The 23,110-nt window shown below is 74.3% G+C and carries 16 protein-coding genes; 4 read left to right on the forward strand and 12 right to left on the reverse strand.

The genetic code is table 11. From position 1 onward, the window contains the following. Positions 1–24: 24 nt before the first annotated feature. Positions 25–807 carry a hypothetical protein gene (locus EF879_RS06430; protein WP_123555803.1) on the forward strand — a complete coding sequence of 261 codons (783 nt, stop codon included), beginning with the start codon at positions 25–27 and terminating at the stop codon, positions 805–807. 38 nt (positions 808–845) lie between these two features. On the opposite strand, the gene EF879_RS06435 is transcribed toward EF879_RS06430, so the two are convergent. The 5 genes from EF879_RS06435 to EF879_RS06455 all read right to left on the reverse strand — a co-directional run bounded on the left by EF879_RS06435 (position 846) and on the right by EF879_RS06455 (position 7,878). Next, positions 846–4,763 carry a hypothetical protein gene (locus EF879_RS06435; protein WP_123555805.1) on the reverse strand — a complete coding sequence of 1,306 codons (3,918 nt, stop codon included), beginning with the start codon at positions 4,761–4,763 and terminating at the stop codon, positions 846–848. Positions 4,764–5,159: 396 nt separating this feature from the next. Continuing rightward, positions 5,160–5,996 (reverse strand): Fpg/Nei family DNA glycosylase, encoded by an 837-nt coding sequence (locus EF879_RS06440; protein WP_123555807.1) that lies wholly within the window; start codon positions 5,994–5,996, stop codon positions 5,160–5,162. Between the two features lie 237 nt (positions 5,997–6,233). Next, positions 6,234–6,479 (reverse strand): CPCC family cysteine-rich protein, encoded by a 246-nt coding sequence (locus tag EF879_RS06445; RefSeq protein WP_233604273.1) that lies wholly within the window; start codon positions 6,477–6,479, stop codon positions 6,234–6,236. 83 nt (positions 6,480–6,562) lie between these two features. After that, on the reverse strand, positions 6,563–7,339 hold the full coding sequence (locus tag EF879_RS06450) for an S-adenosyl-l-methionine hydroxide adenosyltransferase family protein (protein WP_123555809.1): 777 nt from the start codon (positions 7,337–7,339) through the stop codon (positions 6,563–6,565). A gap of 41 nt (positions 7,340–7,380) precedes the next feature. Then, on the reverse strand, positions 7,381–7,878 hold the full coding sequence (locus EF879_RS06455; protein WP_123555811.1) for an N-acetyltransferase: 498 nt from the start codon (positions 7,876–7,878) through the stop codon (positions 7,381–7,383). 40 nt (positions 7,879–7,918) lie between these two features. On the opposite strand from EF879_RS06455, the gene EF879_RS06460 reads away from it, so the two are divergent. Then, positions 7,919–8,857, forward strand: coding sequence for an LLM class F420-dependent oxidoreductase (locus tag EF879_RS06460; RefSeq protein WP_123555813.1), 939 nt, complete (start codon positions 7,919–7,921; stop codon positions 8,855–8,857). A gap of 168 nt (positions 8,858–9,025) precedes the next feature. On the opposite strand, the gene EF879_RS06465 is transcribed toward EF879_RS06460, so the two are convergent. From EF879_RS06465 to EF879_RS06495, 7 genes are all read right to left on the reverse strand, one after another. After that, positions 9,026–9,979 (reverse strand): siderophore-interacting protein, encoded by a 954-nt coding sequence (locus EF879_RS06465; RefSeq protein ID WP_123555815.1) that lies wholly within the window; start codon positions 9,977–9,979, stop codon positions 9,026–9,028. A gap of 109 nt (positions 9,980–10,088) precedes the next feature. Next, on the reverse strand, positions 10,089–11,321 hold the full coding sequence (locus tag EF879_RS06470; RefSeq protein ID WP_123555817.1) for an NAD(P)/FAD-dependent oxidoreductase: 1,233 nt from the start codon (positions 11,319–11,321) through the stop codon (positions 10,089–10,091). Further along, positions 11,318–11,944, reverse strand: a complete 627-nt coding sequence (locus tag EF879_RS06475; RefSeq protein ID WP_123555819.1) for a PadR family transcriptional regulator — start codon at positions 11,942–11,944, stop codon at positions 11,318–11,320. The genes EF879_RS06470 and EF879_RS06475 overlap by 4 nt, the downstream gene beginning before the upstream one ends. 58 nt (positions 11,945–12,002) lie before the next feature. Next, positions 12,003–12,473 (reverse strand): hypothetical protein, encoded by a 471-nt coding sequence (locus EF879_RS06480; RefSeq protein ID WP_123555821.1) that lies wholly within the window; start codon positions 12,471–12,473, stop codon positions 12,003–12,005. Positions 12,474–12,707: 234 nt separating this feature from the next. Beyond that, positions 12,708–17,258, reverse strand: a complete 4,551-nt coding sequence (locus EF879_RS06485) for an ATP-dependent helicase (RefSeq protein ID WP_199736251.1) — start codon at positions 17,256–17,258, stop codon at positions 12,708–12,710. Positions 17,259–17,364: 106 nt separating this feature from the next. Then, complete coding sequence (locus tag EF879_RS06490; RefSeq protein ID WP_199736179.1) at positions 17,365–19,536, reverse strand: MMPL family transporter; 2,172 nt, start codon at positions 19,534–19,536, stop codon at positions 17,365–17,367. A 60-nt stretch (positions 19,537–19,596) separates the two neighbouring features. Then, on the reverse strand, positions 19,597–21,621 hold the full coding sequence (locus EF879_RS06495) for a multicopper oxidase family protein (protein ID WP_123555827.1): 2,025 nt from the start codon (positions 21,619–21,621) through the stop codon (positions 19,597–19,599). Here EF879_RS06495 and EF879_RS06500 point away from each other — a divergent pair. Next, positions 21,609–22,388 carry a sensor histidine kinase gene (locus EF879_RS06500; RefSeq protein ID WP_123556816.1) on the forward strand — a complete coding sequence of 260 codons (780 nt, stop codon included), beginning with the start codon at positions 21,609–21,611 and terminating at the stop codon, positions 22,386–22,388. The two genes, EF879_RS06495 and EF879_RS06500, sit on opposite strands and share 13 nt — an antisense overlap. Continuing rightward, entirely contained in the window at positions 22,385–23,074 is a 690-nt protein-coding gene (locus EF879_RS06505) for a response regulator transcription factor (protein ID WP_123555829.1), read from the forward strand. The genes EF879_RS06500 and EF879_RS06505 overlap by 4 nt, the downstream gene beginning before the upstream one ends. Positions 23,075–23,110: the final 36 nt, after the last annotated feature.

Below are 23,110 nucleotides of genomic sequence, written 5' to 3' on the forward strand. Positions count from 1 at the left end.
CGCCAGCACGGGAGAGGAGACGTGATGGCGGATCGGCGTACCCGACACCTGCGCCGGCTGCGGCGCCTGCGCCGGGCGGTCCGCCGGTGGAGCGTCCTGGCCGGGGGCCTCACCGGGGCGGCCGCGGTGCTCATCCCGTACCAGGGTCTCGGGCTGCCGGACGCGGTCTGGACCGCGGCGGCCGGTGGGTCCGTGACGCTCGCACTCTGGCGCTGGTCCGACCTGCGGGCGCTCGCGGCCCAGCCGATCCCGCCGGCACCCGAGCCGATCACCGCCGAGCAGGCCCGGGCCCGGCTGGTCGCCGCCGTGGAGCGGTTGCCCGCCGGCCGACAGGCGCTGGCGGAGGTACGCCGGCAACGCGCCCGGCTGGCCCTGCGCGGTACGGCCGCCGCGGCGGCGTGGGGCCGGCTGGACCGGGCGTCGGCCACCATGGCCGGGCTCGCCGCCCGGCTGAGCGGGCCCGCCGAGTCGGCCGCGCTGGAGGCGGCGGTGGCCGAACGGGCGTTGCGGGATCTGGCGGACCGGGCGGCGAGCGTGGAGCGCGCGCTGCACCTGGCTCCCGAGGACGCCCGCGCCGAGCTGGAATCCGCGCACCGAACCCTGCTGGGGCAGCTCGAGAGCGGGGTCGTTGCCTACGAACGGCTGGTGGCGGCGGCCGCCGGCTACGTCGCCGAGGACGGCCGACAGGATCACGGCGACGGTGCGGTCTCGCGGCTCGCCGAGGCGACCGACCTGCTGCGGGGCGTGGCGACCGGCCTGGCGGAGCTGCGCCGGGCGACTCGCCCGCCGGCCGACGCCACGCGGTAGCGGGCCGGCGACGGGAGGGATGGCCGCGTGTCGCCAGCTCAGGCCGGGGTCCGGATCACGATCGGGGCGCTGAACCGGGACGTCCCGGCCGGGTTGGTGGCCTGGATCCGGTAGTGGTAGACGGTGTCGCGGGCCAGGTCGACGTCGAGGTGGACCCGGACGGTGCCGGGAAGGGTCGCGGTGGTCAGCCCTCGGCCGAAGTCCGGGCTGGTGGCGCGGTGGAGCGTGAAGGCGCCGACCCGGCTGGTCACCGGCATGGACCAGCGCAGCCGCACGGTGACTCCCGGGCCCGGGCCGGCGGGCTCGACGGTCGCGGTGACCTCGGTCGGGGTGTCCGGCGGCGCCGGGGTGACCACGGTCGCCACGGTGGACCAGGGCGACGAGGCGCCGAGATAGCTGGTCCGTACCCGGTAGTAGTAGGTGGTGTCGGCGGCGACCGGGACGTCCGGGTAGCTGGTGGTGACCGGGATCGTGGTGGTGACCAGCCCGCTGGTGAAGGTCGGGTTGGTGGCCCGCTGGAGGTCCACGCTGGTGGCGAAGGAGCGGTTCACCCAGGCCCGGTTGACCCGCAGCGGAGGGTCGGCGGCGACGGTCGCGACCAGGCCGGTGGGGGGTAGGAGCTGAACCGCGCAACTCGCCCCGGCGGAGAACGCCGAGTGCGCCACGCCGTTCTCCGCCCGGACCCGGTAGTGGTAGGTGACCCCGGGGGTGACGGTGGAGTCGGTGTACCGGTTCTCGGCGGCCGGGACGACGAAGGTCGTCACGTCCCGGGAGAAGGCGGCGTCGGTGGCCCGTTGTACCAGGTTGCGGGTGGCGGGCGGGCCGGCGACACGGCCGGGGGCGGCACCCGCGGCGCCGGCCGGGCCACCCGCCTCCGGGACGCGCGTCGCGGTGTCGGCCGGGGCGTTGTTGGTCCAGGCGAGCACGATCGCCGGCAGCACGGTGGCGGAGCCCGGTGCGGGCCGGGCGGCGAGCCCGGTCGGCGCGGCCGGGGAGCAGCGGAGTACGACGGGCCGGGTCATCTGCTGGTCGGCATGGCCGAGCTGCTGACAGTGCCAGGCGTACTCCCAGCCGAAGTTGTACGGGCGGTTCGTCACCGACGCCGGCCCGCCGGTGGCGGGATCGACCTGGGTGTAGCCGTCGGCGGTCCCCGCCGGCCGGGTCGGGTCGAGCAGCCGCACGCTGTCCCCGACGGTGAACGGCAGCGGCTCGGGTCGGAGCGGTCGTACCGCCACGACCGTCTCCTCGCCGGGGTTGACCCGGATCGTCTCCTTCCAGCCGAGCTCGTTGGGGGCCGGGGGCCGGACGGTCCCGTCCCGACCGATCCGGTTCACCAGCTGGACGGTGCCGTGCTGGAGGTGCAGGGCGTGGGTTTCCGTCCCGTGGTGGGTGACCCGCCACAGCTGGGTGCCGTCCCCGGGTGACCCGACCGGGGTGTCGGGGTCGGACGGCAGCAGCACCTCGGTCGGCGGGTCGACTCGGGTCAACGGGATCGTGGTTTGCACCAGGCCGTCGGTGCGGGCCAGGTCGGTGCCGAGCAGGCAGGTCTGTCTGCCGTACTCGGGGTCGAACTCGGTGACGACCGCCTTCGCGCGCAGCGGCAGCGTCACCGGACCGGAGCCGCCGTACGGGGTGAAGGTCAGTGAGGTTGCCCCGGCCGCCGCGTACCCGGGCTCGGTGGTGTGGGTGCCGAAGGCGGCGTCGTACGCGGGCTGCGGCACGATCGGCGGCGGCTGGCTGCGTCCGTACGCCTCGGGCAGCGCCGCCGTCAGCCGGTCCAGGTCGAACGGCCGCGCCGCCGGACCCACCACCTGGATCTGCATCAGCGTCCGGGTGTTCGGGCCGTATCCGGGGCGGGTGCTCGGCGCCCCGCCGGAGCTGGTCTGGTCCGGGTTGCCGGTGTAGTGGTCGTTGCGCGGGTCGAAGCCGGGCAGCGGCGCCGGACAGTCGTTGTAGAGGATCAGGTTCGAGCCGGGGGGTACGGCGGAGAAGTCGACGATGACGTCGGCGCGTTCGCCCGGGGCCAGCAGCAGGGCGTGGTCGGTGACGTCCACCACCGTCGCGTCCTCGTGGTGGTCCCGGTAGGTGATCGGTTGACTGGGGATGACCGCCACCGCCGGCAGGAGCCCGCCCTCGGAGCCGATCTGGATCCAGTCCGGACCGGCGGCGGCGGGGTCCGGCACCCCGCCGTCCCGCCCGTCCGTCGGCCAGCGGGGCGGGAAGTGCGGGTTGGGCCGGGCCGCCACCATCGGCACCTCGCCGGCGTCGCCGTCCGCGAGGGTGCCGTCCGGGTGCCACATCGGGGCGTGGGAGGCCGCGTAGTAGAGCTGGAGGTTCAGGCTGCGGTCGGTGCAGGCGTTGAGGATCCGGAACCGGTACGCCGCCGCGCGCAACCGCAGGTACGGGTAGGCGACCCCGTTGACCAGCGGGGTGTCCAGGAACGCGTCCGGTACCGCGGACGGGGTGGGGGTGCCGGGCTGGACCGGCGGCTCCCACGGCCGGCTCTGCGGGTCGTGGTGCGGGTTCGGCGCCGGCCCGCGGGTGATCCCGGTGACCGGCGGCCAGAACCAGGGCCCGTAGTCCCAGCGTCCCATCGGGTTTCTCCCCGACTCGTTGTACGGGTTCTGTCGGGGCATGTAGACGTGTGGGAACCAGAGGCTGCCTCGACCTCCCCAGTTGGCGACGTCCCAGGTCGGGTCCTGGGCGGCGAGCTGGGCGTCGTCCGGCACGAAGGTCCGGTCCTGCAGCACCAGGAGGATCTCCTCGGCCGGGACGATCCCGTCGGCGACGAGCTGCCGCTCCACCGGGTCGTCCAGTCGGTAGAGCCCGATTTGTCCGGAGTAGACGGTCAGCCGGGCGATCCCCTCGCTCTGGTCGTGGTACCAGAGCAGCCGGGCGCTCTGCCGGTTGGGGTAGTAGGCGGTGACCGCGCCGGCACCCGGGGCGGGCATGTCCGGCACGGCGGCGTACCCGGCTCCGCGCGGGTAGGGGGTCGGCTCGCCGGCCGGGGTGAACCACTGGTTCGGGCCGCCGTTGCTGATCCACGGGGCGTCGCCGCCGTGCAGGTGCACGGAGCACCGGTTCTGCGGGTACCGTTCCAGGCCGCCCTGGGGGCCCGGACCCGCCCCCCGGACCGTCGGGTCCACCGGTAGGAAGAGGTCGCCGGCGGAGCCGGTCGGCAGCTGGTTGACGTACTTGACCCGTACCGGACGGTCCCGTTGGGCGATGATCAGCGGCCCGAGGTGGTACGGCCGGGCCGACGGCGCCACCGTGTTGTGCCCGGTGGCGTCGGTGCCGTTGTTGAGCTGCCTGTACCCGCGCAACCGGGTCGGCGGCAGGTCCGGATGCAGACGTTGGGTGTACTCCTGCACCCCGATCTCGTAGTAGTCGCAGCCGGGGTAGGTGGTGGTGTCGGGAACCGCCACCGGGATCAGGGCGCCCAGCTCGGTCGGGTCGCGTCCGACCCGGGGGAGCGCGGTGACGAACTTCCGGATGCCGGTGCCCGGGAGCACCGCTCCGGTCGCGTCCAGCACGGGCAGCGGACTGTACGCGACGTTCGGGACGAACCCGAAGTAGTCCGGTGGGGCGGTGGGGTCGAGGACCGGTACGGCCGGCGGCGGGTCACCGACCCGGGCCGCCGGTACCCGTACCGGCCCATCGCCGGGCCGGTACGGGACCGATCCCTCGGTCCGCTGACCCGGGACCGCGCGGTTTCGGGGTTGCGACCCCGGTTCCGGTCGGCCGTCAGCCCGCTGGTTCGTCAGGCGCCGTGCCGGGGCGCGCGCCTCTCCGTGCCGTTCGTCCGCACCACGCCGCTCCTCGGATCGCTGTTCCTCGGATCGTCGCTGGTCGGCACGCTGTTCCGCGGACCGCTGCCGGTGGGACTCGGCCCGCCGCTGCCTGACATCTGCGACGCGGGCGGCCCAGCGTGTGGCGAACCTCCTGAACATGATCATGCGCCTCCCCGGAGATCAGCCCGCGGCATCGCCCGTCCGGCCGCCGCCGCGCCGCTCCGCGCGCCAGCGGCCGGACGCACCGAGCGAAGCGCCATCGGTCCGCAGTGTGCTGACGATCCGTAACCAGTCAACCGCTCGATGCCGGGTTTGGATACGGTTCCGGGTGGGGGAGACGGCCAGGAGCCAGAAACGGCACCCCGACGTCGGGCGGGTCGACGGCCGTACCCGGTGCGGGGGCGGATCGTCCTCGTCGCCGGTCCGGGCGGGACTGACCCGAAGCGTCAGCCGCGGCGCGCCGGGGCCGGTTCCCGTCGGACGCGGCCGCCACAGGGCGGTTCGGTGCGTGCCGTGGGCGGCGCGCCGGGTGCCACCGCGTCGCGGGTGATGCGGTCCCGGCTAGCCCGGACCGGGCTGGCAGACCGGGCACCAGTAGGTGATCCGTTCACCCTGCTCGCGCCTGCGGATCGTGGCCCCACATCGGTGGCAGGGCTCGGCGCGCCGGCCGTACACGTACGTGGTCCGGCCCCGGTGCAACGAGCCGGTCGTGCTCTGGGTCCACCGCCCGCGGTTGGCCATCAGCAACCGGTGGGCGAGCGCGACCAGGCCGGCCAGATCCGGTACGTCCCGGACCGGTGTCCAGGGCGAGACCCCGCGCAGGAAGAGCACCTCTGACGCGTAGAGGGTGCCGATGCCGGCGAGATTGCGCTGGTCGAGCAGTGCCTCGCCGATGCTCCGGGTCGGCTGGGCGGCGAGTCGGCGGACCGCCTCGGCCGGGTCCCAGTCCGGGCCGAGCAGGTCCGGGCCCAGGTGTCCGACCAGTCTCTCCTCCTCCGCGGTCGGCAGCAGGGCGAGTTCGTGCAGGTGGTAGCCGACCGCCACGGCGTCCGCGGTACGCAGGACCGCCCGGATCGTGTGCGCCGGCCGCGCCGCCCACCGCTCGCCCGGGGCGTACACCCGCCAGGCGCCGTCCATCCGCAGGTGCGAGTGCAGGGTCAGCCGGCGGCTGCCGTGGCGGGCCGTACCCTCGGCTCCGGGTTGGGGCTGGGCCGGGACCGGGACGCGCAGGCGCAGCAGCAGGTGCTTGCCGCGGGAGCGAGACTCCAGCACGGTGGCGCCGGTGAGATCGGCGGTGGCCAGCTGCGGCACCCGGAAGTCGGTGGCGGTCAGTCGGCCACCGGCCAGCGCGCGGTGCAGCACGCGGGCCGTGTTCCAGACGGTGTCGCCTTCGGGCACCCGTCCATCCTCCTCCCGACGCTCCGGCGGCCGGCCAGCCAACCGCCGGAGGTCACCGGAACGACGGGTTCGACGGGATGCCGGGAGCGACTCCGTCGACGTGTGCGACGCGCCCCGGCCTGCCCGAGGCGGTCCGACCCGCCGCCGGTCCCCGGTGGCCCGGTCCCGGCGGTGGGTCGGGGCGGTCCGTCCGGGCGGAGCACGTCAGGGCGGACGGACGTACTCCGCCCGGACGGCTCAGGGCATCTCCTCCGGGCGCGGCGGACGGACGACGTCCTGGTAGCGCGGGTGGCTCGCGCCGTAGATGGCGTAGTTGAGCCGGGCGTGCGACAGACTCAGATCACCGTTGGGGCCGCCCCGGGGGATGTCGGCGTCCTTATCGGTGGATCCGTCGTCGGTCCAGAAACAGACAGGACAGGTGCCGCCCCCGGTTCGGTGTGCGCAGCACGGGCAGGCGGCGACATCGATCGAGTGTTTCCCCACGGCGGTACAGCATTCCACAGCGGTACGGCAGGGCACAGTGGACGATGTCCGGTTTCCCGGACTCCGGTCGGCGCCGGGGCGGATCACTCCAGCCGGACCACGTCCCCGGGGCCGACCCCGAGCACCTGGTCCGCCCGGCCGCCGTTCACGGCGACGGCGAGCTGGCCGGCCGAGTCGACGAACACGACGAGTTGGCCCGGGGACGCGTCGGCGAAGGTGCTGCCCCGGACCGCCGTACGGCCACCGATCCGGACCGTCCCGCCGAGCCGGTGCCACGCGGCGCCGGGCGCCGCGAGCTGCACGTTGCCGAAGTGGTCGATCGTCAGCACCTCCGCCGAGAGCCAGCCGTCGCCCTCCTCGACGACCGGATCGGGGAGCCGGACCAGACCGGCCGGGTCGATCTCCGGCCCCGCCTCGGTCAGGGCCGCGCCCAGGGCGAACCGGGCGGCGGCCGGGGCGAAGACGTCGCGGCCGTGGAAGGTGCGGGAGACCGTCGGGAACCAGTCCGGACTGGTCAGTTCCACCGCCTCGGTCACCCCGCCGAGCGTGGTCGCGGCCCAGGGCAGCAGCCCGTTGTCCGGGCCGACCAGCAGCCCGCCCGGAGTGCGCAGCGCCACGCCGCGCCGGGCCGTCCCGACGCCGGGATCGACCACCGCCACGTGCACGGCCGGGGGGAGGTAGCCGACGGTCTGGGCGAGTATCGCGGCGCCCCGGACGATGTCCCCGGCCGGGATGAGGTGGGTCACGTCGATCACCCGGACCTGGGGCGCGATCCGCGCCACCACGCCGTGGCAGGCGGCCACGAAACCGTCGGAGCGGCCGTAGTCGGTGGTCAGGCTGAGCCATGCGTACCCGGACACAGCCGCCAAGACTAGCCCGCCGGCCGGGTCGGATCCGGATGTCAGGCCGCGCCGTCCAGCCGCCGTTCGAGGACGAGTTCGTCGTGGAGCGGGATGCCGTGCTCGCCCACCGTCGGGATGATCGGTTTGCGCAGCCGGGCCCGGTCCACCGCTCCCGGGTCCACCGCGACGATGCGCAGGCCGCGCCGCTGGTAGAAGCGCAGCGCCCGCAGGTTGTCGTTGGTGGTGATCAGCCAGAGCCGCTCCGCCCCGTGCGCGCGGGCGGTCTCGGCCGCGGCCTCCAGCAGCGTCGTACCGACCCCGGTGCCGGGCTTGTCGGCGACGATGCTGACCACCTCCAGCCCTCGTCCGTCGAGGTGCCAGGCGAGCGCGCCGCGCACCGCCCCGGCGGCGTCGACGGCGACCAGGGTGGGGAGCTCACGCAGGTCGTACCGGACGTCGTGGGCGATCACGTACGGCCCGCCCCACTCCCGGTCGTGCAGCGCGTCGACGGCGCTCCGGTCAGCGGGCGTCACCGCTCGGACGCGGACCTCCGACACCCGTCCATCCCCCTTCCGAATCGCCTGGCAGGGTAGCAGTATGCGGCTCTGTATCTTCACCGAACCTCAGCAAGGTGCCTCGTACGACGACCTGCTCCGGATCGCCCGGCACGCCGAGGAGTGCGGATTCGACGGGTTCTTCCGGTCCGACCACTACCTCACCATGGGTGGGGACGGGCTCCCCGGCCCGACCGACGCCTGGCTGACGCTGGCCGCCCTGGCGGTGCAGACCTCCCGGATCCGGCTCGGCACCCTGGTCAGCTCGGCGACCTTCCGGCTGCCCGGTCCGCTGGCGATCGGCGTGGCCCAGGTCGACGCGATGAGCGGCGGGCGGATCGAACTGGGGCTCGGCACCGGGTGGTACGAGCCGGAGCACCGGGCGTACGGCATTCCGTTCCCGCCGCCCGGTGAGCGCTTCGCGCGGCTCACCGAGCAGCTCGAGGTGATCACCGGGCTGTGGCACACCCCGCCGGGCGGGACCTTCGACTACCAGGGCCGGTACTACCAGCTCACCGACTCACCCGCGCTGCCGAAGCCGGTGCAGTCGCCGGCGCCGCCGGTGATCATCGGCGGCAAGGGGCTGCGTCGTACCCCGATGCTGGCCGCCCGCTTCGCCGACGAGTTCAACGTGCCGTTCGAGCCGGCCGAGAGCGTGGCCCGCAGCTACGCCGCGGTGGCCCGGGCCTGTGCGGAGGTCGGGCGGGCCGCGAGCGGTCGCCGGCCGCTGGTCCTCTCCGCCGCGCTCACCGTGGTCTGCGGCCGGTCCGACGCCGAGGTACGCCGCCGCGCCGAGGCGATCGGCCGCGACCCGGCGGAACTGCGCGCCGGACCCGGCGTCGCCGGCACGCCCGCCGAGGTGGTCGAGCAGATCCAGGAGTACGCCAAGCACGGTGCCGAGCGGATCTTCCTCCAGGTGCTCGACCTGGCCGACCTGGACCACCTCGACCTGATCGCGGCCGAGGTGGCGCCGCAGCTCTAGCCGGGGCCGGGCGGCCCGGGGGCCGGGGCCGCACCCCGGCACCGTGTCTCCGGGCGGGCCCACCGGGCCCGGGCCGCCCGGTATCCCGCCGGCGCGGTCGTCCGGCACCCGGGCGGGCGGGGTGGTACGCCCCGGGCGGTGACCCGGAGTGGACGGCGGCGCGGTGGGTCAGACACCGTCGTCGGCGCGGCCGAGCCGCCAGTAGCCCATGAAGGCCACCGACTCGCGGTCCAGGCCGCGTTCCCTGACCAGGTGCCGGCGCAGCGTCCGGATCACGCCGGCCTCGCCGGCCAGCCAGACGTAGTGGCGGCCGTTCGACAGCCCCACCGGCACCTCCCACAGCTCCTCGTCCGGGTCGGCACCGTCGTCGGCCGCGGCGCCGGTCGGGCAGATGGGCGGGGTGCCGCCCGCCAGGGTCAGTCGCTCCGCCGCCGCCCGGACCGCCGGGACCAGCCGGCTGCCGTGCGGTGCCCCGGAGCGGGGCAGCCAGCTGACGGCGACCCCGGGCGGAGCCGGCAGGTCGAGGACGTCCTCCGGGTGCGGCACCTCCAGCAGCACCTCACCCCGGGCCGTCTCCGGCAGCCGCTCCACGATCGCGGCGATCGCCGGCACCGCGGTCTCGTCGCCGGCGAGCAGCAGGAGCCGGTCGGCGAGAGCCGGCTGGAACTCCCGGCCGCCGTGGTCGCCGGGGTAGGCGTGGTCGGGCCCGACGATCACGATCTGGTCGCCGGGCCGGGCGGCCAGCGCCCAACGGGCCGCCGGGCCGTGCGGGCCGAACGCGCCGCCGGCCTCGTGCAGCACGATGTCCACGTCGACCTCGCGTGCCTCGCGCCGGACGGCCCGGGTGGTGTACGTCCGGAACGGGTTGCGCAGCTCGTCGGGGAGGGCACGCCAGCGCGGGTACCAGTCCGGACCGTCGGGGAGGTGGCGGAAGCCGTGCTCCGGCAACGGAAAGACGAGCTTGATCCGTTGGTCGTAGCCGGGGTCGGCGAAGGTGTCGAGCTCCGCGCCGGTGAAGGTGACCCGGAGGAACGACGGGCTGAGCCGGTGGAGTCGGGCAACCTCGGCGGGGAAGAACCGCCACGGGGCGACCAGCGGGGCGGCGGTGGAGACCTCGGTCATCGGGCTGCCTTTCGATACGTACCCGGGCGGTGTCGCGCACCGGGCGCTGGACGAATCGTTAGGTTAGCCTAACCTCCTGGCGGGGGTGGTGGGTGCGGTCCCGTTCCGCTCAGGCGCCGACCCGCTCCGGCCGCTCCGCCCCAACCGGCGCGGCGCCGACCGGCGCGTCCCAGTCGATCCGGTACTCGAACTGCCAGTTCATCCGCTCCAGGCGGGCGACCTTCATGACCAGCGGCATCAGCAGATCCCGCAGTACCCGGCCCACCGGGCCCGCCGCCTTGTCGCGGTTGGTCCGGGCCGCCATCGCGATGATCCGTTCGACCCGCGGCCGGCGCAGCCGCTCGTACGTCGGGAACGCCGTCTGGTGCGGTAGGTCCCGTAGGCAGCGGGCGAGCTCCACCGCGCTCTCGATCGCCAGCGAGGCGCCCTGTCCGGAGCTGCTCGACGGGGCGTGCGCGGCGTCGCCGACCAGCACGACCCGGCCCCGGTGCCAGGTCGGCACGGACGGCAGGTCCTCCATCGGGCCGACGATCAACAGGTCCGCCGGATCGGTACGCCGGATCAGCGTCGTGGCGGGAACGCGGTCGTCGGCGAACGTCTCGGCCAGTACGCCCAGCCACTGCCCGGCCGAGGTCCGCCGGGCGTCGGCCCGGGTCATCGGCTCCCGGCGCGGCAGGTTGACGAACCAGCCGCCGCTGCCGTCGTCGTTGACCTGGTAGCCGAAGAACGCGCGGCGACCGAAGACCATGATCATCTCGCCCCGGGTGGAGGGCAGTCCGGTGGCGGCCATCCGGGCGCCGAAACTGATGAGCCCGGTGTAGCGGGGCTGCGGCGCCGACGGATCGATCAGCGAACGGACCGTTGACCGGATGCCGTCCGCGCCGACCAGCACGTCGGCGCTGGCGGTCGTACCGTCGGCGAAGTGCGCGGTCACCGCCGGACCGGAGTCGGTGACTCCGACCAGCCGCCGTCCGTGCACGATCCGGATGCCCCGGCTGGTCGCCTCGTCGTACAGCGCCCGGTACAGGTCCGGACGCCAGACGAGCCGCATGGTCGGCAGGTGGGACGGGCTGTTGAGCGTGGCGAGCCGGCGGCCGGTCCCGCTGTGCAGCACCATCGCCGTCAGCGGTTCGCTGATCCGGCGTACCGCCTCGTCGGCGTCGAGGACGGCGAGCGCGTTGAGCCCGTTGGGGGCGATGCTCAGCGCGCCGCCGATCCCGTCGGCGGTCTCCGGGTGTGCCTCGTAGACGGTGGCCTCGATGCCGGCCCGCCGCAGCGCCATCGCGGTCACCGGGCCGGCGATTCCGCCGCCGATGACCAGCGCGGTTCTGGTGTCGGTCATGCTCTGCCTCCTGTTCGTTCCGGGGGCGGCTCGCCGCGGAGTGCGGCCCACTGCCGCCCCCAGCCCAGTTCGGTGTCGGTTATCCGGTCGACGAGCTGCTCCACGAAGGACGACTCGGCCTCCAGCAGGGCGATCCGGTACTCCTCCTCGATCAGGAAGAGCCCGGGCACGCCCTGCGCCAGCGCGGCGTCGATCAGGGCGCGGATCTCGGCCCGCTGCGCGTCGAGCCGCTCCAGGCGGCGGCGCAGCAGGCGTAGTGCCTCGTTCGGTGACAGCGCCGCGATCAGGGAGAGCGCGGCCACGAAGTGCGGGTACTCGTGCCGGGGCTCCTCGATCAGCTCGCGCAGCCAGTCGTGCAGCTCGGCCCGGCCGGCGTCGGTGACGGCGTACACGGTTCGCTCCGGGCGCTGGCCCGCGCGGCTGGTGCCCTGCTCGACGACGAACCCCGCCCGGGCCAACTGCTGGATCACCATGTAGAGCGAGCCGTGGGTGAACTTGATGCTGCGGTCGTCACCGTGTTCGCGCAGCGTCCGGCTCAACTCGTACGGGTGCATCGGGCGATCGCTCAGGTACGAGAGCACGGCCAGCGCGAGCAGGTTGCCGACCTTTCGTTTCTTGGTCATCTGACTCTCCGCCTCGGGACGCGGGCCGGTGGCGGCCCCGCGTCGGTGTGGGCGGCGGTCAGCCGGGGTGGGCCGGGTCAACCACCGTGGGTGGCCGGCCCTCCCGGTGGGCCCGCCGTAGGTCGACCCAGTATTCCCGGGAGCACATCGCGGTCAGTACGGCGAGCCCGCGGCGGCGTATCCGGACCTCGGCGTTCCGGAGCGTCCCGGTGAGGGTGATCCGCCGGTCTCCGGGCGTGTCCGGACGTTCCGGGTCGGTCACCCGCGCCCGGCCGACCCGGTGCAGGTCCCAGTCGTCGATCGCGGCGTCGTCCGGGACGAGCAGGGTGAGGGTCGCGCGGTCGAGGTCGACGGTGATCCGCAGCTCGCCGGCCGGGATCCGCGGTGAGCGGAGGTCGAGGACGGCGGCGCCGCGGTGCGCGCGGACCTCGACGGCGCGGGCGGTGGTCCAGTGACCGAGCCGCTTGGTCACGCCGCGGTGCGCGGCGATCCGGACCGGGGCGTCGGAATGGGTCTGTGGGGTGGGCATCGTGCTGCCTCCTCCGGCTGGATGTGGTCCCGACGTCGGTGGTTTTAGTCAGCTCCAACTATCCATAACCGAATAGTCAGTGTCAACTAATCTGTGGGTGCGCGCAGGCGATGGGGGCGTCACAGGGCGCGCGACGAGGACGACGGACCCGGGACGACGGGAGCCGAGCGGGGTCACCGGGCCGGGCCGCCGGCCAACCGGCCGACCGGGCCGGCCGCGTGACCGGAGCCGGGGTCAGCCGCGCAGCCGCAGGCCCCGGGGGGTGACCCGGAAGCCGGCAGCGGTGAGCGCGTCGCGCAGCGGGGAGGCGTGCACCGAACCACCATCGGCACGTTCCACCGCGAGCGTGCCGAGCGCGCCGGTACCGACCGCCTCGGCCAGCGCTCGGGCGGCGGCGGCCAGCGCCTCGGTGTCGTCGGAGAAGGAGAGCAGGGTACGGCCGCCGCGCTCGACGTACAGCACAAGATCGCCGTCGACCAGGACCACCAGGGCGCCCGCCTTGCGCCCGGCCCGGTGGCCGGTCGGCTGGACCGCCCCGTCGCCGGAGTCGACGACCCGGGCCGGCCAGGGCAGTGCCGCGCCGTACGGGTTGGCCGGGTCGGTGGCGGCGAGGACCCGCGCCGGGCCGGGCCGGCGTCCCCGCTGCTCCGGTTCGGCCAGGGCCCGGAGCCGGTCCACCGCTCCCGGAACCGCGAACTGGGCCGCGCCGAGTCCCTCCACGAAGTAGCCGCGCCGGGCCGCGCCGCGTTCCTCCAGCGCGGCCAGGACCGGATAGACCGCGGCGAAGCCGCCCGGCGTGCCCTCGGCGGTCACCGCGCCCCGGGTCACCACCCCGTGCCGCTCCAGCAGGACGTCGGCGAGCGCGGCGGCCCGACGGGTCGGATCGGTGTCCCGGTCGGGGAGCCGGGACCAACGCCCGGCCACGGTCGGCGGCCCGGTCCGGATCGGCAGTACCGGACGTCCCGGGCGCCGGTAGCGGGTCCGGGGCGGGGCGGGCCGGGCCCGGTGCGCCCCGCCACCGCTGAGCAGCGCCCGCAGCGGGGCCAGGGTGTCGTTGGTCAGCCGACCCGCCCAGACCAGGTCCCAGACCGCGCCGACCAGTGCCGCGTCGTCGGGCGTGGCCGACTCCGGCAGCGCGGTGGCGACCCGGTCGGCCAGGGACCGGAAGAACAACGCCTGCCCGTCGGCGAGCGCCGCCAGCACCGCCTCGTGCAGCGGGCTCAGCGTCAGCGCCTCGTCGGGCGGGGGCAGCAGCAGCGGCGCGGCGTCGGCGTACGCCAGGACGACCCAGCCGTCGCCTCGGCCGATCGCCCCGGCACCGGCCCAGACCACCTCGCCACCGGCGCAGAGCTCGTCGAGGTAGGCGGGCGAGTAGTCGGCGACCCGGGCCGGCAGCACCACACTCTCCAGCGCGGAGGCCGGCACGGCGACCCCCTGGAGCTGCTCCACGGCGGCGGCGACCGCCTCCACCCCGCGCGCCGCCGCCCCGACCTGCTGCCAGCGCGGCAGGAAGGCGGCGAGCGCCCGGGCCGGCACCGGCTCGATCTCCCGGCGCAGCGCCGCCAACGACCGACGGCGCAGCAGCCGCAGCACCTCGGCGTCGCACCACTCGGCGCCGGCGCTGGTCGGGGAGAACTCCCCGGAAACCACCCGCCCGTCGGCGCCGAGCCGCCGCAGCGCCTGCTCCACCACGAAGACCCCGAGCCCGAACCGGGCGGCACAGGTCGCCGCCGCGAACGGGCCGTGGGTCCGGGCGTACCGGGCGATGAGATCACCGAGCGGGTCGGCGCCCGGGTCGAGGTACGCCTCCGCGATCCCGACCGGCAGCGCCACGCCGAGCGCGTCGGCGTACCGGCCGGCGTCCTCGACGACGATCCAGCGCTCCTCGCCGGCGATCCGGACCCGCAGGATCCGCCGGGCCTGGGCCAACCCGGCCAGCCAGGCGGGCGGGACCCCGCGTTCGGCCAGCTCGGCCTCGGAGAGGTCGCCGAGCAGGCGCAGCAGTTCGACGACGTCCTCGGCGTCCCGGGGGCGGCGCTGCTCGGTCAACCAGCGCAGCTGCCGCTCGGTCTCGGCGACCACCGTCGGGTCGAGAAGTTCCCGCAGGTCGACCCGGCCGAGCAGCTCGCCCAGCAGCCCGGTGTCCAGCGCCAGCGCGGCGGCCCGGCGCTCGGCCAGCGGGGCGTCGCCCTCGTGGACGAACGCACCGACGTACCCGAAGAGCAGCGAACGGGCGAACGGCGAGGGCCGGGGCGTCTCCACCTCGACCAGCCGGACCCGGCGGGCGGCCACGTCCCGCAGCAGCTCCACCAGGCCGGGCAGGTCGAAGACGTCCTGGAGGCATTCCCGGGCCGCCTCGAGTGTGATCGGGAAGTCGGGGTACTCCCGGGCCACGTCGAGCAGCTGCGCGGCGCGTTGCCGCTGCTGCCAGAGCGGCTGCCGCCGGCGCGGGTCGCGGCGGGGCAGCAGCAGCGCCCGGGCGGCGCACTCCCGGAACCGGGCGGCGAAGAGCGCCGAGCCGCCGACCGACTCCTCGACCAGCGCGGCGATCTCGTCCGGGTCGAAGGCGACCAGCTCGGCGCCGGGTGGATCGTCGGCGGTGTCCGGCAGCCGCACCACGATGCCGTCGTCGGAGGGGAGCACCTGCGCGTCGACCCCGTACCGATCGGCGAGCCGCCGGCCGATCGCCAGCGCCCAGGGCGCGTTGACCCGCGCCCCGAGGACGCAGTGCACCGCGAGCCGCCAGTCGCCCAGCTCGTCGCGGAAGCGTTCGACCAGCACGGTCCGGTCGTCCGGCACCGCGCGGGTCGCCGCCTGCTGTTCCCGCAGGTACGCCACCAGGTTGTCGGCCGCCCAGTCGTCGAGCCCGCCGGCGCGCAGCGTCGCTCGGGCCGCCTCGTCGTCCCGGGCCCGAACCAGTTCGCGCAGCCGGGCGCCGATCGCCCGGCCCAGCTCGACCGGGCGGCCGAGCTGGTCGCCCTTCCAGAACGGCATCCGGGCGGCCTGTCCGGGGGCGGGGGAGACCAGCACCCGGTCGGGCGTGATCTCCTCGATCCGCCACGACGAGGAGCCGAGCAGGAAGACGTCCCCCACCCGGGACTCGTAGACCATCTCCTCGTCCAGTTCGCCGACCCGCGCGGCCCGCTCCGCCCCGGCCAGGAAGACGCCGAAGAGCCCGCGGTCCGGAATGGTGCCGCCGCTGGTCACCGCCAGCCGCTGTGCGCCGGGCCGACCGGTGAGCCGGTCCGTCGCCCGATCCCAGACCAGCCGGGGCCGCAACTCGGCGAAGGCGGTGGAGGGATAGCGCCCGGAGAGCATGTCGAGGACGGCGTGCAGGGCGGAGTCCGGCAGCTCGGCGAAGGGCGCCGCCCGGCGGACCAGGGCGGCCAGGTCGCCGAGTCGCCACTCGTCGAGCGCGACCATCGCGACGATCTGCTGGGCGAGGACGTCCAGCGGGTTGCGCGGGTAGTGCAGCTCCTCGATCGCGCCCTCGGTCATCCGCTCCGCGACGACCGCGCAGGAGAGCAGGTCCCCCCGGTGCTTCGGGAAGACCACGCCCCGGGATACCGCCCCGACCTGGTGCCCGGCCCGGCCGATGCGTTGCAGCCCGGCCGCGACGCTCGGCGGTGCCTCGATCTGCACCACCAGGTCGACCGCGCCCATGTCGATCCCGAGTTCCAGGCTGGAGGTGGCGACGACCGCCGGCAGTCGCCCGGACTTGAGCGCCTCCTCGATGTGCCGGCGCTCCTCACGGGAGACGCTGCCGTGGTGCGCCCGGGCGATCACCGGCGGTGCGCCGGCCGCCGCCCCGGACTGGGCCATGATCTCGGCCGGTAGCCGCTGCGGCAGCGGCGGGCGGGCGCCCTCGAACTCCTCCGCCGCCAACTCGTTGAGGCGGGCGCAGAGGCGTTCGGCGCTGCGCCGGGAGTTGGTGAAGACGATGGTCGAGCGGTGCGCGCGGACCAGGGCGTAGACCCGCGCCTCCACCGCGGGCCAGATCGACGCCCGACGTGGCCCGCCGAGTACGTCGTCCTCCGGGTCCGCCTGCTCGTCGAGGCGGGTCATGTCCTCCACCGGCACCTGGACGCTGACCTCGACGGTCTTCGTCGGCTCCGGCCGTACCACGGTCACCGGGCGGGCCCCGCCGAGGAACCGGGCGGTCGCGTCGATCGGCCGCACCGTGGCGGAGAGGCCGATCCGCTGTGCCGGGGCGGGCAGCAGCGCGTCGAGCCGTTCCAGCGAGAGCGCCAGGTGAGCGCCGCGCTTGGTGCCGGCCACCGCGTGCACCTCGTCGACGATCACCGTTTCGACGCCGCGCAGCGCGTCCCGGGCGGCGGAGGTGAGCAGCAGGAAGAGCGACTCGGGAGTGGTGATCAGGATGTCCGGCGGGGTACGCGCGAAGGCCCGCCGCTCGTCGGCCGGGGTGTCGCCGGTGCGCATCCCCACGGTGATCTCGGGCAGGGGCAGGCCGAGCCGACTCGCCGCGTGCCGGATGCCGGTCAGCGGCGCGCGCAGGTTGCGTTCGACGTCGACCGCGAGGGCCTTGAGCGGACTGACGTAGAGGACCCGGCAGCGGCGTCGGGGATCGTCGGGGACCGGCTGCTGGGCCAGCCGATCCAACGACCAGAGGAACGCGGCGAGGGTCTTGCCGGAACCGGTCGGCGCGACCACCAGCGTGTTGCGGCCGGCACCGATCGCCCGCCAGGCCCCGGCCTGGGCCTCGGTGGGTGCGGCGAAGGCGGAGCGGAACCACTCCCGGGTCGCCGCCCCGAACGGCTGCAGCACGTCGGTCACCGGCCAATCCTGCCTGGTCGGTCCGACGACCGGCACGTCCGGCCCGGGTCCTGGGGGCCTTCGGGCGCGTACCCCAGGGCCCGGGCCGCAGAACGGATCAGACTCCCGCCTTCTCCCCGACGACGACGGGTGGGACCGAGGTCACTCGTCGTGCCCGGCGTCCGGGCATCCACCAGTTGGCCTTGCCGCACAGTTCCATCACCGCGGGGACGAGGATCAACCGGATGATCGTGGCATCGATGAGCACGGCGACGGCCATGCCCAGTCCGCCCTGCTTGACCGAGACGTCGGAGCCGAGCAGGGAGGTCGTGAAGACGGCGATCATGATGGCGGCCGCGGCCGTGATGACCCCTGCGGTCCGCGCCATCCCGCGGGCGACGGCCGTCCGGGTGTCGCCGGTGCGCTGGTACTCCTCACGAACCCGCGAGATCAGGAAGACCTCGTAGTCCATAGACAGGCCGAACAGGACCGGGAAGATCATCATCGGCACCCACGTCGTGATCGGCATGGTGGTGGGGAACCCGAGGGCCGATCCCAGCCAGCCCCACTGGACGACCGCGACGAGCACGCCGTAGGCGGCGCCGATCGACAGCAGGTTCATCACGGCGGCCTGCAGCGCGATCGTGACCGACCGCACCAGCGCGATCAGCAGCACGAGGGACACCGCGACGACGACCGCGATCATCAGGGGCAGGCGAGCGCTGATGTCGTCGGCGATGTCGATCGTGGCGGCGTTCGGGCCACCGACGTAGACGCGGTCGCCGCCGGGCGCCTCGGGCAGCACGTCGGCGCGGAGCCGGTGTACCAGATCCGCGGTCGCCTCGTCCTGGTACCCGGTCATGGGGAAGGCCATGAAGATCGCGGCCTGTCCGTCCCTGCTGAGCTGAGCGGGTGTGGCGTAGGCGATGCCCTCGGTTTTGGCGACCGCTTCGATGACGGGACGGAGGTCCGTGTTTCCGGCTCCGACCTCGGCGGCGAAGATCAGGGGCGCCCCGTAGCCGGGACCGAAGCCCTCGGAGAGGATCGCGTACGAGGTGTAGCTGCTCCGGTCGCGGGGCTGGACACTGGCGTCGGGGTTGCTCAGCCGCATCGACAGCATGGGGAAGGCCACCACCACCAGGACCGCGCCGGCCAGGACCGCGGAGACCAGCGGCCTGCGCTGCACCACGCCGGCCCAGCGCTCGGCGAGGGTCCGGCGCTCCCGGGACGGGACGACGCCGGCGAGCCGGGACGTGCGGCGGGGTACGCGCAGCGAGTTGATCCTGTGGCCGACGAAGCCCAGGAACGCCGGCAGCAGGGTCACCGCGGCGACCATCGTCACCAGCACGATCACCGACGTCGCGACGGCCACTCCGGTCATCAACCGCTGTCCCATGACGATCAGACCCATCAGCGCGATCACGACGGTCGTACCGGCGAACAGCACCGCGTGACCGGCGGTCGTGACGGCCGTGACCGTGGCGCTCTCGGGGTCGTCGCCCTCCTGCAGGGCGTCCCTGTAGCGGGTCACGATGAACAGCGCGTAGTCGATGCCGACGCCGAGCCCCACCATCGCCGCGATGATCACGGTGAAGTCTGGTGCGGGCACCAGGTGCCCCACCAGCTTCATCACGGCGATGCCGCCGAGGAGCGCCAGCAGCGCGGTCACGATCGGCAGGCCCATGGCCACCAGCGACCCGAAGGCGATGAACAGGATCACCGCTGCCGCGACGATGCCCACACCCTCGGCCGGCCCCTGCGGGGGCCGCTCGGCCTTCTCCGCCGTCGCCCCGCCCAGCCCCAGCGTCACGCCGTCGCCGGAGGCGGCCTTGACGGTGTCGACGAGGGGCTTGATTTCGCTCTTCGTCACCTCCGTGTCGGTCAGCGGGATGGTCGTACGGGCGATACGCCGATCCGGCGTGACCAGGTTTCGGTCTTCGTACGGCGAGGTCACCGGCCCGGTGACGGGTGAGGCGGCCAGGTCCGCGATGACCTTCTCGATCTTTTGCCGCGCGGCGGGGTCGTCGATCCCCTGCTCTGCCCTGATCGCCAGGGTCAGCGTGTCGCCCCGCCGCTCGGGAAAGTGCTTCTCGATCAACGCCTGCGCCCTGGCGGAATCGGAATGTCCCCCGGAGAAGTCGTTGTCGGCGGCGGCGCCGAAAGTGAAGCCCACGAAGGCAATGGCGATCGCGCCGACGATCCAGGTCAGCAGGACCAGGCGGCGGCGCCGGTAACAGAACCGGGCAAGTCTCGCCAGCGCTCCCTCTGCGCGGGCAGCCTCGGCCGTCATCATGTTCTCCTCAACTGGTCGAGTGTCGCAGTCGTGCGTGTGTCGGCGGCGCGGGTCAGGTCAGTGACGGTGACCCGAGCGTTTGCCGTGCGAGTCGCCGAATGGTGTGGTGACGCCGTCGTAGCGAAGCCGCAACATCATTCCCTGGTGTGCGTGCGGCAGATTGTGGCAGTGGTTCATCCAGATCCCGGGATTTGTGGCCTTGAATGCCACCTCCCACACCTGTCCCGGGCGCACGTCGAACGTGTCGACCCACAGTGGACTGCCGGACGACGGCTTGCCGTCGCGGGACAGGACCAGCACGGAATGGCCGTGCAGGTGCCAGGGATGCGTTTCCAGGCTCCGGTTGACCACCGTGAACCGGACGACGTCGCCCTCGGCGACGAGTTGGTCCGGGACGGACGGATGACCGCGACCGTTGACGGTCTGCGCGTACGCCGGCCGCCCGTCGACCATGGCCACGCCCCGGTCGAGCACGATCGTGAAGTGCCGGTCGGCCCGGTCGGCGTCGAACGGAATCACCGCCGGTGTGCCGTACCGCAGCAGGTCGAGTTCCGGCCAGCCCGAAATGTCGGTGCCGGCGGGGTCATCGCCCCCGCCGGTTCCGTCCGGACGCAGCCGTACCCCGCCATTCGGATCGTCGTCGAGCACGAGCGCCATCGGGGCGTCCGGCATGACGAAGACCAGGTCGTACCGTCCACCCGCGGCCAGGTGCAGCCCCACTCGGCTCACCTCGCCGGGCTGGTGAAGGTCCCGACCGTCGACGGCCGCCACCCGGAACGGCGTGCCGGCCAGGGCGACCCGGTGCGGGTCCGAGTCGGTGTTGATCAACCGCAGCCGTACGGGCGTACCGGCCGGCACGGCGTGCTCGGCCCGTCCGTCCCGGTCGGCGAGCACCACGGTGCCGTCGAAGGTGTGCACCGGCAGCGTCAGGTCGAGCTGCGCCGCCGGGGCGGCGCCGGCCACCGGCCACGCCTCGCGTGGGGTCACGACGAGGGCACCGTACAGCCCCTTGCGCACCCCGCGGTGGGACGCCTGGTGGGTGTGGTACCAGTAGGTCCCGACCTGGTCGGCGCGGAAGCGGTAGCGAAACGTCTCGCCGGGTGCCACCACGTGCTGCGTCACGCCCGGGGCGCCGTCCTCACCGCACGGCACGTCGTAACCGTGCCAGTGCAGGGTCACCCCGTCCGGGATGTCGACGTTGTGGAGCGTCACCTCGATCAGATCACCCTCGGTGGCGGTGATCGAAGGGCCCGGTACCTGGCCGTCGTAGGTCCACGCCTCGACCTCCTGGCCGGACGGGAGCCGGACGGTGGCCGTCCGCGCGCGGAGGTCGTACCGGCGCCTGGCGCCGCCGGGCGCCGGTTCGGCGGCCCCCCGCAGGTCGGCCACGGACACCGCCGACCGGGATCGGGACGGGTCCGGCGGGCCGCCTCCGGCGACGACGGACTCGCCCGGCCGGAACACCAGGCCGACGCCGGCACCTCCCATGCCCACCACGACCGCTCCCCCGGCCAGGCTGACGAACCGGCGGCGCGAGACCGCCGGTCCGCGGTACGCCGGCGGTGCCGGCGTCGGCTCGGCCCGGGCGTCGTCGTCGGCGGTCGCGGGGGACCCGTCCGCCGCCCCGGCGATGTCCGCGCCCCGCGTCGCGACCACCCGCGCGGTGAGCAGCGCACCGGCGCCGACCACCGAGCCGGCGAGCAGCGCGGTGCTCCAGGTCAGGGGGTACCCGGCCAGGAAGGAGACCAGCAGACCGACCAACCCGGCGTACCCGGTGGTGAGCAGCCAGACGACGCTGCCGGTCGGCGTTGCCGCGGGTGACGCCGACCCCGTGGCGCGCAGCTGCCGTCCGGCGACCGACACGGCGATCGTTCCGGCGAGGCCGAGCATCGGCAGCCCGAGCAGCACCTTCTCCTGCACGAACCACCAGCCGTGGCTGGCGAGCAGCACCACCGTCGTCACCCGGGCGAGGGTCACCAGGACTGCCGCCACCAGGAGGCGGAACGCGAGCCGGGCGCGCCGGACCGCGGCGGCGAACCCGGCGCCGAATCCGGATCGGCGCGTCGGTGATGAGTGCCGCACTCGGTGAGTCGGTCCGGTCCCGGCGGTTCATCGCGGCCGAGGCCGAGGCACGGGCCGAACGGGCCGAACGGACCCGGGAGGAGGAGGCACGGGCGCGGGTCGATGCCGAACGGCTCCGCATCGCCCGCGAGGTCCACGACACCGTGGCCCACGCCATCGCGATCATCAACGTTCAGGCCGGTGTCACCGCGCACGTGCTCGACAAACGCCCGGAACGGGCACGCGAGACGCTCGTGGCCATCGAGCAGACGAGTGCCCAGGCGTTGCGGGAGATGCGGGCCATCCTCGGGGTACTCCGTGACTCCACCGAGGGGCGGGTGCCACACCCGGGCCTGGAGCAGATCGAGGAACTCGTCACGACGGGACGCGAGGCCGGACTCGACCTGAAGCTCGAGATGACGTCGCCGAGTACGCCACCACCGAGTGCGGTGGGCAGCGCGGTCTACCGCATCCTGCAGGAGTCGATCACCAACGTGATCCGCCACGTCGGCCCGACCCGGGTGACGATCGGCCTGGACTTCGGCGTGGACGTCGTGGAGGTCCGGGTGACCGACGAGGGGCGGCGGCACGCGCCAGGCCAGGCCCGGTGGAGTCCGTGCGATCCGGGTGGCGACGGCGGCTCGACCGAGCCGGGCCGCGGCATTACCGGAATGCGCGAGCGCTGCCAGCTCCTGGGCGGTGAGCTGACCGCCGGACCGCGGCCGGGTGGAGGGTTTGAGGTCAGGGCACGGCTGCCCCTGGTTCCGGCCGGAACGGTGCGGTCGTGAACCAGGCCGGTGTGTCGCCGGGGAGCCCTCCGATCAGGGTTCTGCTCGCCGACGACGAGAGTTTGGTGAGATCCGGCTTCAAGGTCCTACTCGATCTTGAGGACGACATCACGGTGGTGGGGGAGGCCACCAATGGCGCGGAGGCCGTGGAGCGGGCCCGCGCCCTGCGGCCTGACGTGGTGCTGATGGACATCCGGATGCCGAAGGTGGACGGCATCCAGGCCGCCGGCGAGATCGCCAGGACGCCCGGGCTTCAGCAGACGCGGGTCCTGATCCTGACCACCTACGAAACCGACGAGTACGTCTTCGACGCGCTGCAGGCCGGTGCGAGCGGCTTCCTCCTCAAGGACGCCGGACCGGCGGAGCTGCTACACGCGGTTCGGGTGATCGCCGCTGGCGACGCCCTGCTCGCCCCGCGGATCACGCGACGCCTCATCGCCCAGGTCACCGCGACCCGCAGGGCCGCCCAGGCCGGCCACGACCGGCTGGCGGTGCTGACGCAGCGCGAGCGGGAGGTGCTGGCCCTGGTGGGGCAGGGCCTGAGCAACGACGAGATCGGCGCCAGGCTGTTCCTCAGCCCGGCGACCGCCCGCACCCACGTCAGCCGTGCCATGGGGAAGCTGGGCGCGCGCGACCGCGCGCAACTGGTGGTCATCGCCTATCAGACCGGCCTGGTCAGCCCCTAGCCACCAGGCGTCTGTCTCGGGCGGCCCGTGCCGAGT

The sequence above is a fragment of the Micromonospora sp. HM5-17 genome, assembly GCF_003762835.1.
GTDB lineage: Bacteria > Actinomycetota > Actinomycetes > Mycobacteriales > Micromonosporaceae > Plantactinospora.